Source organism: Tenacibaculum gallaicum, assembly GCF_003387615.1.
GTDB classification, from domain to species: domain Bacteria; phylum Bacteroidota; class Bacteroidia; order Flavobacteriales; family Flavobacteriaceae; genus Polaribacter; species Polaribacter gallaicus.
On sequence record NZ_QUNS01000009.1, the window covers coordinates 14,534 to 28,709 of the forward strand.

13 protein-coding genes are annotated in these 14,176 nt (G+C 30.0%); all 13 read left to right on the plus strand.

Going from position 1 to position 14,176, the window contains the following annotated elements:
- Positions 1-4: 4 nt before the first annotated feature.
- On the plus strand, positions 5-1,096 hold the full coding sequence (locus C7448_RS13535) for a Wzz/FepE/Etk N-terminal domain-containing protein (protein ID WP_115901955.1): 1,092 nt from the start codon (positions 5-7) through the stop codon (positions 1,094-1,096).
- Positions 1,097-1,142: 46 nt separating this feature from the next.
- The gene (locus C7448_RS13540) at positions 1,143-2,414 is read left to right on the plus strand and encodes a nucleotide sugar dehydrogenase (RefSeq protein WP_115901957.1); all 1,272 of its coding nucleotides are present in this window, start codon (positions 1,143-1,145) and stop codon (positions 2,412-2,414) included.
- A 458-nt stretch (positions 2,415-2,872) separates the two neighbouring features.
- Positions 2,873-3,919, plus strand: a complete 1,047-nt coding sequence (gene rfbB, locus C7448_RS13550; RefSeq protein WP_115901959.1) for a dTDP-glucose 4,6-dehydratase — start codon at positions 2,873-2,875, stop codon at positions 3,917-3,919.
- A gap of 6 nt (positions 3,920-3,925) precedes the next feature.
- Positions 3,926-4,795, plus strand: coding sequence for a glucose-1-phosphate thymidylyltransferase RfbA (gene rfbA, locus C7448_RS13555; protein ID WP_115901960.1), 870 nt, complete (start codon positions 3,926-3,928; stop codon positions 4,793-4,795).
- On the plus strand, positions 4,795-5,460 hold the full coding sequence (locus C7448_RS13560; RefSeq protein WP_115901961.1) for a GNAT family N-acetyltransferase: 666 nt from the start codon (positions 4,795-4,797) through the stop codon (positions 5,458-5,460). Before rfbA ends, C7448_RS13560 begins: the two co-directional genes overlap by 1 nt.
- Positions 5,451-6,575 carry a dTDP-4-amino-4,6-dideoxygalactose transaminase gene (gene rffA / locus C7448_RS13565; protein WP_115901962.1) on the plus strand — a complete coding sequence of 375 codons (1,125 nt, stop codon included), beginning with the start codon at positions 5,451-5,453 and terminating at the stop codon, positions 6,573-6,575. Before C7448_RS13560 ends, rffA begins: the two co-directional genes overlap by 10 nt.
- Positions 6,568-7,719, plus strand: coding sequence for a TDP-N-acetylfucosamine:lipid II N-acetylfucosaminyltransferase (locus C7448_RS13570; protein WP_115901963.1), 1,152 nt, complete (start codon positions 6,568-6,570; stop codon positions 7,717-7,719). The genes rffA and C7448_RS13570 overlap by 8 nt, the downstream gene beginning before the upstream one ends.
- Positions 7,720-7,726: 7 nt before the next feature.
- A complete protein-coding gene (locus tag C7448_RS13575) occupies positions 7,727-9,019 on the plus strand; it encodes an MOP flippase family protein (protein ID WP_115901964.1) in 1,293 nt (430 codons plus the stop codon).
- A 288-nt stretch (positions 9,020-9,307) separates the two neighbouring features.
- Positions 9,308-10,240, plus strand: coding sequence for a hypothetical protein (locus C7448_RS13580; RefSeq protein ID WP_170137045.1), 933 nt, complete (start codon positions 9,308-9,310; stop codon positions 10,238-10,240).
- Positions 10,241-10,251: 11 nt separating this feature from the next.
- Positions 10,252-11,430: a glycosyltransferase gene (locus tag C7448_RS13585; protein WP_115901966.1), complete on the plus strand. Its 1,179-nt coding sequence runs from the start codon at positions 10,252-10,254 to the stop codon at positions 11,428-11,430.
- A gap of 182 nt (positions 11,431-11,612) precedes the next feature.
- Positions 11,613-11,771, plus strand: coding sequence for a ChbG/HpnK family deacetylase (locus C7448_RS16195; RefSeq protein WP_394342469.1), 159 nt, complete (start codon positions 11,613-11,615; stop codon positions 11,769-11,771).
- Between the two features lie 76 nt (positions 11,772-11,847).
- Positions 11,848-12,978: a glycosyltransferase family 4 protein gene (locus tag C7448_RS13595; protein ID WP_115901968.1), complete on the plus strand. Its 1,131-nt coding sequence runs from the start codon at positions 11,848-11,850 to the stop codon at positions 12,976-12,978.
- Entirely contained in the window at positions 12,978-14,174 is a 1,197-nt protein-coding gene (locus C7448_RS13600) for a glycosyltransferase family 4 protein (RefSeq protein WP_115901969.1), read from the plus strand. The genes C7448_RS13595 and C7448_RS13600 overlap by 1 nt, the downstream gene beginning before the upstream one ends.
- The last annotated feature ends 2 nt before the right edge of the window (positions 14,175-14,176 follow it).

Sequence of the window (14,176 nt, forward strand, 5' to 3'; positions counted from 1 at the left end):
AGATATGGAAAATAAAGTTAAACAAGGTTCTCAAGAGGATATAGATTTATTAGAGTTATTTAATACCATATGGAAGGCTAGAAAAACAGTTGTCAAATTCCTTGTCGTTTTTGGATTAATAGGGTTGTTCATAGCAGTTTTTTCGGTTAAAGAATATACAGCCTCTACAATAGTAGTGCCGCAAACAAGTGGTTCAAAATTCGGAGGGAATTTAGGGGGGTTAGCAGCAATGGCAGGTATCAATTTAGGTGGAGGAGCTACTGAAAGTATCCCTCCTACTTTATATCCAAAAATAGCGCAAAGCGTACCTTTTCAGAGAAAACTTTTACAAATGCCCTTAAAATTTTCGAATGTAGAAAAGGAAGTAACCTATCAAGAATACTATGAAAAATATACAAAGTTTAATTTACTTGCTGCTATTAAAGAATATACCATAGGTTTACCAGGGAAGATTATCAAGTTTTTAAAAAGCGATAAAGAGCCTACTGTTATAGAGATAAGCAACGATTCAATCTACCGAATTACTAAAAATGAACATAAGCTATTTAAGAAAATACAAAAACAATTAATAATAGAGAACAATACAAGGGATGGTTTTGTTGAAATATCGTTTTCTATGCCAGAAGCCTTGGCAGCTGCTCAAATGACAAAAAAAGCACAAACGATATTGCAAGAGGCTATCACAAAATTTAAAATAGAAAAGGCAAAGCAAGAGTTGAACTTTATACAGAAGCGCTACAATGAAGTAAAATTAGAATTTGAAAAAAAACAAACCATATTGGCTAGTTATAGAGATAGAAATCAAGGGTTAATTACTTCACGTTCTCAATCATATTTAAAAAGAATAGAATCAGAGTATAATTTAGCGTTCAGTTTATATTCCGAATTGGCAAAGCAATTAGAGACTCAAAAAATTCAAATAAAAGAAAACACACCAGTGTTTACTGTGATAGAACCAGTAAGTGTACCTGTTGATAAATCAAAGCCTAAAAGAGCATTAATTATTCTAGTTTGGGTATTTTTAGGAGGTGTTTTAAGTTTGGTTTTTATTTTAGGTAAAAAATGGATTAGTAGTTTGAATACTGACGAAAAATAAGCGTAAGATCTGAAAAAGATAGTATATAACTTATCAAATAATTAAAATGAGTAAAAAAATATGTGTAGTTGGGCTTGGTTATGTAGGGTTACCTTTAGCACACGCATTTGCAGCAAAGAAATTCAAAGTTGTAGGTTTCGATATTAATGAAAGAAGAATAAATGAATTAAAGTTAGGTTATGATGGAACCTTGGAGGTGGGAAAAAATCAGTTAGATGATATTAAAGAATGTATAAAATATACATCGAACATAAAGGAAACCATAGATAGTTCAATTTTTATAGTAACGGTTCCTACGCCAATTGATAGTAACAATCGTCCTGATTTAACTCCTCTGATAAATTCTTCTGGACTAGTTGCAAGTGTTTTAAAGAAAGGAGATATTGTGATTTATGAATCAACTGTTTATCCTGGAGTAACTGAAGAAGTATGTGTACCAGAACTTGAAAAGCATTCAAAGTTAAAGTTTAATAAAGATTTTTTCTGTGGTTATAGCCCTGAAAGGATTAATCCGGGAGATAAAGAGCATACAGTAACAAAAATACTTAAAGTAACTTCGGGGTCAACGCCTGAAGTGGCGACTGAAGTTGATGAACTATACAAGTCAATAATTGTAGCTGGGACTCACAAAGCGTCAAGTATTAAAGTTGCAGAGGCAAGTAAAGTTATCGAAAATACCCAAAGAGATGTTAATATAGCTTTAATTAATGAGCTTGCATTGATTTTTGATGTAATGAAAATTGATACAAATGAAGTTTTAGAAGCTGCAGCAACAAAATGGAACTTTATAAAACTATCACCAGGTCTTGTGGGGGGACATTGCATAGGTGTAGATCCTTATTATTTAACATTTAAAGCAGAAGAATTAGGGTACAAACCAAATCTTATTTTAGATGCTCGACAAATTAATAATGGAATGGGGAAATACATTGCTGAGAATACGGTAAAAGTAATGATAGCCAATGATAAGAAGATTAATAAATCAAATGTTTTGGTTTTAGGACTAACCTTTAAGGAAGATTGTCCAGATATGAGAAATACAAAAGTTGTAGATATTATAAAAGAATTACAGACTTATGGATGTAATGTAGATGTGTATGATCCTTGGGTAGAACCCAATGGAAATAATAGTAATTATAACTACGAGATAATTGAAAGCCCTTTTAAGTCAATAAAAAAATATGATTCTATAATTGTTGCAGTTGCTCATAAACAGTTTAAGGAGTTAACGGATGATGATTATAAAAAAATATCAAAAGAGACCCCCGTTATTATGGATATAAAAGGAATTGTTAAGAATCCAAATTGGAGGTTATAAACGAAAAATTTTATCCTCTTAGGATATGAGGGGTTAATTGTTTTTGGAGAAAACTGATATATTATCTTGGATTTTGTAATATAGGAAAGTAAGGTGTATCTTAGAGAAAAATACAAAGTTTCAAGCTATTTAGAATTTGAAGAAGTGCGGGTTTTCTGTTTATTATCAATTGATGAAACGACCTTACCAAAAGCAAATACAAATACAAAAAACGGACTACGTATCTATCGTTCTATTGCAGTAAATAGAGAAGAAATTGAGGTTAGTACAGTATTTACTGACTGACACAAGAAAAGTTATCAAGAGGCCCTAAAAAGAAATAGGCTTGGTTAATAAAAAGCAAGAGAGTCTATTGAAATTGTACACGAGATACGCAATGTTGGGTTAGTAAAAAACAATAGGGTTTTTATGTTATAAAAGTGAGTTAACAGTTTATATAAATTAAGAAGTAAAAGGAAATGAGACATTTATTAATTACTGGAGGAGCTGGTTTCATAGGGAGTCATGTTGTAAGACGTTTTATAAAACAATACCCAAATTGTCATATTTATAATTTGGATGCTTTAACTTATGCAGGAAATTTAGAGAATTTAAGAGATGTAGAAGAATCCCCAAATTATACTTTTTTACATGGTGATATTACAGATGAAACTTTTATTAACAAGATTTTTACAAGGTACAAGTTTGATGGAGTTATTCACTTAGCAGCAGAATCACATGTAGATCGCTCAATTACTGACCCATTAGCTTTTGCGAAAACGAATATTTTAGGGACAATGATTTTGCTAAATGCATTTAAAAACTTATGGCAAAATAATTGGGAGGATAAACGTTTTTATCATGTAAGTACAGATGAAGTCTATGGTTCATTAGGAGAAACAGGCTTGTTTAAAGAAAGTACTTCATACGATCCCAATTCTCCTTATTCAGCTTCTAAAGCAAGTTCAGACCATTTTGTAAGAGCATATGGGGAAACCTATGGTATGCCATTTGTCATTTCTAATTGTTCTAACAATTATGGACCCAATCATTTTCCAGAAAAGTTAATTCCTCTATTTATCAATAACATTCTTAATAAGAAGTCATTGCCTGTATATGGCGATGGAAATTACACAAGAGATTGGTTGTATGTTATAGATCATGCGATAGCGATTGATTTGGTATTCCGCAAAGGTATAAATCATGAAACCTATAATATTGGTGGTTTTAATGAGTGGAAAAATATCGATTTAGTAAAACTACTTTGCAAACAAATGGATGAGAAACTGGGAAGATTAGAGGGAGAAAGTGAAAAACTAATTACCTATGTTAAAGACCGTCCAGGACACGATTTACGATATGCAATTGATGCTTCTAAAATAAACGAAGAACTGGGGTGGTCTCCAACAGTTACATTTGAAGAAGGCTTAGCAAAAACAATTGATTGGTTTTTAGAGAACAAAGAATGGATGGAAAATGTAACAAGTGGAGTATACCAAGAGTATTATCAAAAACAATATAAATAAAAAAGGATGAAAGGAATAATATTAGCAGGAGGTTCAGGAACAAGGTTGCATCCATTAACCCTGTCTGTAAGTAAGCAACTACTACCTATTTACGATAAACCAATGATTTATTACCCATTGTCGGTATTAATGCTAGCGGGGATAAAAGAAATTTTAATTATTTCTACTCCTCACGATTTGCCTAATTTTAAGCGTTTATTAGGAGATGGTTCCCAGTTAGGAATTAAGTTATCATATAAGGAGCAACCGAGTCCTGATGGTTTGGCACAAGCTTTTATTATTGGTGAAGATTTTATTGGGAGTGATGATGTTTGTTTAGTGTTAGGGGATAATATTTTTTACGGAGCAGGATTACAAAAACTATTAAGTGAAGCTGTACAAACGGTAAAAGATGAGCAAAAAGCAGTTGTTTTTGGTAATTATGTAGACGATCCAGGACGTTATGGAGTAGCTGAATTTGATGCCGATCAAAATGTGATAAGTATAGAAGAAAAGCCAAAAGAACCAAAATCGAATTTTGCGGTGGTTGGTTTATATTTTTATCCAAATTCTGTAATCAGTATTGCAAAGGAAGTAAAACCTTCTCATCGAGGAGAGTTAGAAATTACTTCAGTAAATCAAACTTATTTAGGAAAAGAACAACTTAAAATGCAAATTTTAAGTAGGGGATTTGCATGGTTAGACACTGGTACGCATGAAGCTTTAACCGAAGCTACCGAGTTTGTAAAAGCGGTAGAAAAACGTACAGGACTTAAAATAGCTTGTTTAGAGGAGATTGCTTATCGAATGGGGTATATAAGTAAAGAACAATTACAGGAAGGAGCTAAAATGATAAGAAAAAGTAGTTACGGAGAATATTTATTAAAGTTAAGTTAATGAATACAATTTCAAAGCTGGAGTTTGATACTGATATTTTTGGTTATCCAGTAGGTAAAATTTTTTTAGAGGACGGTGGACTTAATTCTTTTTCTATACCAGATGAATATAAACTAATCTACGTCTTTTCGAAAAAAGAACTCTCTTTGGACTTAATGGATCGTAAAGAGGTATATTCCAGAAAAACAGAGAAACATAATGAAGATCCAAAAGTAAAATCGATAAGAGATGTTTCCTATGAAAAGAAAAGTTTAAGAAAATTAGCTTTTCAGAGTGGAAAGTTATCCAGATTTAAACTTGATCCGAATTTTCAAAAAAAAGAATTTGAAAAGCTATATTCTATTTGGTTTGAAAAATCAATCTCTTTCTCAATAACTTGGGAGGTACTTCTTTTTTTTGAAGATAATGAATTGGGAGGGTTTGTTACTTTAGGAGAGAAAAATAAAGAAACAGCTATAATAGGCTTAATAGCAGTTAATGATTTGTTTAGAGGTAGAGGGATAGGAAGAATTTTAGTAGAACAGGCTATAAGTTTTAGTTATAAAAAAGGGTATACAGATATAGAGGTATCTACACAAGGAGAAAATTTAGCAGCAGTAAATCTTTATAAAAAGACAAAGTTTATATTAAAAGAAAGAACTTATATTTATCATTTATGGCAATAATACCATTTAATAAACCTTATTTTACAGGAAAAGAAACTTTATATATTGAAGAAGCTGTAAAAACAGGGAAAATATCAGGAGACGGGATTTTTACCAAAAAATGTCATACTTTTCTTGAAGAAAACTACGGTTTTAAAAAAGCACTACTCACAACTTCTTGTACAGATGCTTTGGAAATGGCAGCAATATTGATAGATATACAACCAGGAGATGAGGTTATTATGCCTTCTTACACTTTTGTATCTACCTCAAATGCTTTTGTACTTAGAGGGGCAAAAATAATATTTGCCGATAGTAAAAAAGACCACCCAGGAATAGATGAAAGAAGTATAGAACGGTTAATTACTCCAAAAACAAAAGCTATTGTTCCTGTACATTATGCAGGAGTTGCTTGTGATATGGATATAATAATGGATTTAGCACGTAAGTATAATTTGTACGTGATTGAAGATGCTGCTCAGGCAATAGATTCATATTATAAAGGAAAACCTTTAGGAAGTATAGGGCATTTAGCTGCATTTTCTTTTCATGAAACAAAAAATATTATTTCTGGAGAAGGAGGCTTGTTGGCAATCAATGATGAACAATTTATAAAGAGAGCAGAGATTATACGAGAAAAAGGAACAAATCGTTCTGCATTTTTTAGGGGAGAAGTAGATAAATATGGCTGGGTAGATGTAGGTTCTTCATTTTTGCCTTCAGACATTATAGCTGCTTTTTTATGGGCTCAACTAGAGAACTTAAAGGAAATTCAAAACAAAAGGAAAGAAATTTGGGAACAATATTATACAGGTTTAAGCAAATGGGCAGAAGAGAATAATGTAAAGTTACCTTTTGTACCAGACTTTGCTACAAATAATGCACACATGTTTTATATGGTGTGTGAAAATGCTGCACAAAGAAAAGCATTGATTAAAAAACTTAAAGTAAAGAATATCCATTCGGTATTTCATTATTTAAGTTTGCATAAAAGCCCTTTTTACGCCAAGCAATATGAAGGCGATAAGTTAGAAAAAGCTGATGATTATTCAGATTGTTTAGTACGCTTGCCTATGTATTATGAATTAACCAAGGAAAATGTACAATACATAATAGATAGCATTATTAATGAGTAAGATTTTACATTTAATACCTGATGAAAAAATCACAGATGATGTTATTGAAAATTTTGAAAAAGTTTTTCAAAACAACATTTTTTTTGTGTTAGGAGATAGTGCTAATCGGAGGCATTGCAAGACAGAACGGGATAATGTGATTTTTGGAGATTTTAGTTTATTTTCTAAAGATAACATAGAGCAAGATGTTGTTGCAGTTGTTGTTCATGGGTTAAATTATGTATTTGCTAAGTTGTTAGTAGAGTTAGATGTTAATGTGAAAAAGGCATGGTTTGCTTGGGGATTTGATATATATAATCTGCCAAAAATTAGAAATACATTATATGCTCCTGAAACCTTATCATATTTAAAAAGTAATAATCGGAAATATACACTTATAAATAGTATTAAAAAGCATAAAGTTCTTCGGTCTTTATATTATAAGCATATTAAAAAAACAGACGATTTTTATAGTGTTTATGAATTAGCACATAAGCGTATTGATTATTTCTGTACATATATAAAAGAAGATTACGATTTTTTTGTAGGTTTTTATCCAAATAGATTAGCGTATCAAGAAATAGGATATTCTACTATTAATCAGTATTTGGCAGGACAATCAAATTTGAGAATTAATTTGGATGCTCGAAATATTATTTTAGGTAATTCAAACTCAGTAGAAAATAATCACTTAGATGCTCTCGAAATAATTAATAAATCAGGTTTTAAAGAAAGAGTATTTGTTCCTTTAAGTTATGGGAATAATCAAAAATATAAGTTAGTTGTTTTGAATAGAGGTAAAGAATTGTTAGAAGAAAATTTTTGCCCTATTTTGGATTTTATGGAAAGAGATAAATATTTCAATTTATTATTTAGTTGTAGTACAGCTGTTTTTTATCATTACAGGCAACAAGCAATGGGTAATATATTAGCCTTGCTTTATATGGGAGTTCGTGTTTATTTATCTTCTAAAAACCCAGTATATAACTACTTTAAGAGGCTGGGAATTTTTGTGTTTGATTTTGATAATGAATTTTCATTCTACGCAAACACTATTTTAGAAAAGGATAAGCAAGAGACTAATCGAGAAATTTTAGATAAGCTATTTACAGAAAATGTTTTACAATCACAGTATAAGGAATTAGTAAATAAATTAATTAATTAATTAATAGGTGTCGATAAATAAACAAGTTAAAACAGGAGTAAAATGGACAACTATAAGTACAATTGTATTGGCTGTAGTTGCTATATTAAAAGTTTCTATCCTTACTCGATTTTTAGATAAAGCTGATTTTGGATTGATGGCGTTGGTTACTTTTGTGATGGGGTTTATGAACCTGTTTAATGATATGGGAGTAACCTCAGCTATTTTACATAAACAAGGAATTACCAAAAATCAATATGCTAGTTTGTATTGGATAAATTGGATGGTAAGTATAGCTATGTATGTTATATTATTTCTCATCACTCCGTTAGTTACATCTTTTTATGAACAACCTTTGTTGAATACGTTAATACCTTTAATAGGCCTCAACTTATTGATATCAGGCTTGGGGAGACAATATAAGACAATAGAACAAAAACATCTTTTGTTCAATATCATAAGCCTTATAGATATAATAGGTGCTTTATTATCTTTAGGACTTTCTGTAGTACTTGCTGTTTTTGATTATGGGGTTTTTGCACTGGTTTACTCTGTTATATTTCAAGCTTTATTTTCTAATGTATGTTATTTTATAATAGGTATAAGAAAATACGGGCTTTTATTTCATTTTAAATTCAAAGAGACAAAAGAGTTTTTAAAAATAGGGATGTATCAGGTAGGAGGTCAGGTAATTAATTATTTTAATCGAGATTTAGATATATTAATTATTGGAAAGTTTTTTTCTACAGATATTTTGGGAGGTTATAGTTTGGCTAAACAGTTAGTTTTTCGTCCTGTGCAAGTAATTAATCCGATACTTGTCAAAGTAGCAGCACCTGCGTTAGCTTTGATGCAGAAAAATATACAAGAATTAAAAAGTGGATATTTAAGACTAGTAAATATTGTGGCATCAATTAACATTCCTGTCTATTTAGGATTAATAGTATTAGCTCCATGGGTAGTGAAAATAATGTATGGAGGAGGTTTTGATGAGGTTATTATTTTAGTTAGAATTCTTTCTGTTTATATGATGTTTAGGTCTATAGGAAATCCAGTAGGGAGCCTTGTAGTAGCAACAGGTAGGACTGATTTAGAGTTTCTTTGGAATCTTATAACGTTATTTGTTGTACCAGTATTTATATATTTTGGAAGTCTATACGGTATTTTGGGAGTTACGATTAGTCTAATATTAGCAATGATGCTATTGTACTATCCTAGTTGGAAAATATTAGTCAATAATTTAACAGGTGCAAGTTTTAAAGAATATTTCCGAGCATGTTTTAAGGTACAGTTAAATTTTTATAAATTAATAAAAGGTTAAATGGGGATGAAAAATAAAATAACATTAATTTTTTCAATTGATGTATTTTTAACTGCTTTTGCATTTATTATCCCTATGATAGGATACTTGAATATCTTATTCAAAGGTTTTTTAACTTCATGGAGTTTAATTCTTGTTTATTTTGTTTACTTACTGGTTAAGTACAAAAAAATCCCTTTACGTAAAGGAAGTATAAAAATTGATTTTTTATTCTTAATAGGTTTTATTCTTGTTGTTTTTTTTAATTTTGTATTGGTAGATTTTAATTCTAAATCGAAACAATACTTTTTGATATTTTTCTTTTTTGCAATATTGTACGTTATAGATGCTATTTACGAATATGATATAAGAAAAAAAGTCACAATTATATTTTTGATTTTTATAGCCTTAGGAGTGCAAGCAAGTATTTCTATCCCTTATATTTTTGATTCTAACTTGCTGTTATCTAGGTTGATGTCTTCAGGTCAGTTGTCTGATGAATTAGTAAAAGAAGCAGTGAAGAACGGAGTAGGAACGAATGCTTTATATACTTCCTTGGGAGGGTTGTGTTTATTTGGCTTGATAATTCAAAGTTATTTACAAAGTTCTTTTGCAAGAATAATAATGTTTATAGCAATTTTTAGTATGATATTTTCAATTTTTATATCTACTTATTTTGCTTCTATTTTTATGTTTGTTCTAGGTGTACTATTGTTATTGTTTTTTAGGTTTAAAAAGTTATTTAGTTTTAAGGCTATAGTAGTAGGAATAGTGCTTTTTTCTATGTCAATTTATATTTTTAATCAATACTTATCGGATACTAGATTATTAGATCCAATTTTGAAAAAAATAGAGGGGTTTTCAAAGCAAGGAGGAGATGTTACAGGGAGAGATAAATTAGCAAATGTTTCACTAGAAACTTTTTATGACAATCCATTTTTTGGAATAGGTGTTCCTCCGTGGCGGTCGTATAATAAAATTGGAGAGCATATGCCTTGGGTTGATTTTTTAGCGAATTTTGGTCTTTTGGGGTTTCTTCCCTTACTTATTTTTTTATTTATTCGAATAAAAAATAGATTTTCACATTTTAGATTTAAAAATTCAATTGATATAGCATGTTTTATAGGTGTTTTTCTTTTTATTGTATCAAACTTTATAAGCCCAATGATTACGACTCCCATAACATATATAAGTTTAATTTTTATATATACTTCAAATAGTTTTAAAAATGATTTTCAATAAATAAGAGATGTATGAAAGAGATTAAAGTGTTAGTTGTTACTGGGATTCTTCCTGTTTCAGCTATAGAGTATAAAAAAACGGAAAATGATATATTATTAGTAACGGAGGATGAGATCAACTCGAGAAATAAAGATATCTCATTTAAATATATTTTTACTTTTCCGAACGCTAATAAAACCTTATCTAAAGCCTCATCAAAATGGAATTCATATTATCAGTTAAAAAAAGAGAAAGAGTTTGAGTTAAAAGGAAGAAAATTATTCTTATTTCCTGTTTTTTTACTCCCCAAAAAAGTATTTTTTAGAAATGTATTAATAAGGTTAAGTCTTTTTTTATATAGAAAAAGAATAGAGAAAATAATTAATAAATATCAACCAACAGTTCTTCATGCACATAATGCAGATACTAGTGCATATATAGCACGCTTGCTGAGTAAAAAATATAATATCCCTTATATAGTCACGTTACGTGGTTTAAATAGAATTAAAGATGAAAAGGTTAAAAAAAACTTAGAAGGAGCAAGAGACTTAATAGCAATTAGCTCTCGTCAAATAGTTGAGGGTGAAATGTTTGTCAATAAAAAAATTAATTTTATCCCACATGGAGTAGGTCGACATTTTTTTAAAAATAAAGAAAATAAAAAGATAAACCAACCAATTCGGTTAGTTACAGTATCAAGATTATTGAAGCTAAAGAATATAGATTTAGTTATAAAAAGTTTAAGTTACTTTGAATACGATTTTATTTTTGATGTTTACGGTGATGGGGGAGAGAAACACAATTTAAGTCAATTAATAAAACAGCATAATTTAGGAGATAAAGTTACTCTTAAAGGACTTATCAATAATCAAGATTTACCTTCGGTTTTATTAAAATATGACTTATTCATTATGCCAAGTTACCCTGAAACATTAGGGAGGGTTTATTTTGAAGCAATGGCATGTGGATTACCAGTTATAGCCTCAAAAAACACAGGTATAGATGGTTTGATAGTTGATGGAAGAGAAGGTTTTTTGTTAAATTCACTTAATGAAAATGAATTTACTGAAGTTTTTCATAATATTTTATATGGTTTTATTTCATTAAAAATACCCTATAAAAAAATGAGTGATAATGCTAAAATTTATGCAGAGCAATATACATGGGATAAAATTGTTCCTAAGTATTTAAAATTGTATGAAAACAAATAGAATTTGAGAAAATAGATGTTTATGAAATATGTAAAAAAATAATATTATGTTGATAAAAGACAAATATCATTGGGAAAATCAAATGGATAAAATCGAAAAAAAAATTAAAATGAATTAAATTCGTATATCTAATAACAAACTGAGATTACTAAGGCTTTACTGGTTAAATAATAGATGCAGTAATTGATTCTCATGAAAAAAGTATTACGACAAGCACTACAATGATGCAAAACATGAAAAATTTTGATTATGTAATATTGAAGGAGAAGAAATATTCAAAACTTTGGGTTGGAATTCATTTTACTTTGACAGAAGGGAAGCCTCTTATTAGTTATGAATAAAATCCCAGATTTGATAAATGAATATGGAAAATAGCAGCTAAAAAAGTTAAAAATTATTAAGAGAAAATTTAATGTTATGCTACTACATATCACAAATGACTTTTCAGGATCAAAGGTTTATAAAAGTTTAATTCAACAGCTTGATCAATTAGAACTTTCTCAAATTATATATACAGCTGTAAGGAGAGAGGATTTAATAGGGAAAAATCATATAAATTTTAAACAAACAAACTCAAGTATTATTTATCGTAATATTTTAAAAAAAACTGATAAACTTCGATACTTTCACAAGATTAATAAAGTTACTGATGATGTAGAAGCTTATGTAGATTTATCCAAAGTAACGTTGATTCACGCACACACATGGTATAGTGATGGCGGAGTGGCTTATCAACTATATAAAAAACATAATATTCCCTATATAATAACCATAAGGAATACCGATTTAAATTTGTTTTATAAATATGGGTATCACTTACGTAAACGAGCAAAAAATATTATAGAATATGCCAGTAAGGTGTTTTTTATCTCTCCAAGTTATCATAAACGTTTTTTTAATTTAAAACCCTTTGTAAACAAACAAAGGTTTATTAAAAAAAGTGAGATAATCCCTAATGGGATAGACAGTTTTTGGATAAGAAATTATAAAGTTCCAAAGCAGAACCCCCAGAAACTACCCGTTGTTTTGTATATAGGTAAATTTGCTAAAGGAAAAAATGTGCTAAAATTAATAAATGCAATAACGATTCTTAATGCTATTGGTGTTCCTTGTCAATTAAACTTAGTAGGAGGGGGGGGAAGTGAAGAAAAAAAAATATTAGAAAAAGTTAAACGTAGGGAGGCTATTAATTTTAAAGGAAAGATTACCGATAAAAAATTACTTCAACAGCAGTTTACGAAAGCAGATATTTTTGCCATGCCTTCTAAAGGAGAAACCTTTGGATTAGTTTATATAGAAGCAATTTCTCAAGGCTTACCTATAATTTACACACAAAAAGAAGGAATAGATGGGTATTATGAAAATATAGGGGTGGCAGTAGAGCCCAATAACGAAGAAAGTATAATAAATGCGGTTAAACAAATACTTGAAAATTATAACCCGTTACAGAATTTAGAGGCAGAGATAACAGCTAATCATGATTGGTCTAATATTGCTAAAAAACATAAGGAAATATATGCTAATATTGCCAAAAATAATAAGAAATAATGCACATTTTATATATACACCAATATTTTAAAATACCAAGTGAGCCAGGAGGGACGCGTTCATACTGGGTAGCAAAACGCTTTATTGAAGAAGGGCATAAGGTAACGATGCTTACAACCTCTTCTAGTATTCAGGAAAAAATTGTGCATAAAACAATCGATGGCATCGAGGTAATATATCTAAAAGTACCCTATAATCAGAATATGTCTATCATGGCACGTGTAAAATCATTCCTCAATTTTATGATAAAATCGACACGTTTAGCATTAAAAGTAAAAAATGTCGATTTAGCACTTGCTACTTCAACCCCTTTAACGGTAGGTTTTCCCACCTTGGTATTAAAGAAGTTACGAAAAATTCCTTTTATTTTTGAAGTAAGAGATTTATGGCCAGAAGTACCCATCCAAATGGGAGGGCTAGATAACAAGCTGCTTCAAAAATTAGCAGTTAGTTTTGAAAAAAGTATTTACAAAAATGCCAAGCATATTGTAGCTTTATCTCCAGGTATGGCAGCGGGGGTACTCAAATATGAACCTAAGGAAAAAGTTAGTATGATTCCTAATATGGCTAAAATAGATGCCTTTTGGCCAAGAGAGAAAAACGAACAATTGCAAACGGAGTTAGGGCTTCGAACAGACAGTTTTAAATTAATCCACTTCGGGGCATTGGGTATAGCTAATGGAGCAATGAGCATAATAAGAGGAGCAGAGGAGCTAAAAGAAGATACCAGTATTGAATTTATTTTTATAGGTGGAGGTTCTACAGAAGAAGAATTAAAGACCTATTGCCAAAAACATCAATTAAAACAAGTTCATTTTTTAGGAAGATTCCCAATGAAAGAAACCTCAGAGATTGTTAACCTCTGTGATGTATCGATGGTTAGCTTTAAAGACTTACCAATACTCTATACCAATTCACCTAATAAACTATTTGATTCTCTATCAGCAGGTAAACCTATTATCGTAAATTCTGCGGGATGGACAAAAGATATGGTGGAGAAGCATAATTGCGGATTTTATGTCAATCCTAATGTAGCACAAGAACTAGTTGATAAAATTTTGTTGTTAAAAAAAAATCCAGAAATAGTGAAAGAAATGGGACGAAAATCTCGAACTTTGGCTGAAACAGTTTATGATAAATCTATTTTATGTAAACAATTTGTGGAAACAGTTGAAAATACATACAAAAACCTTTAAGT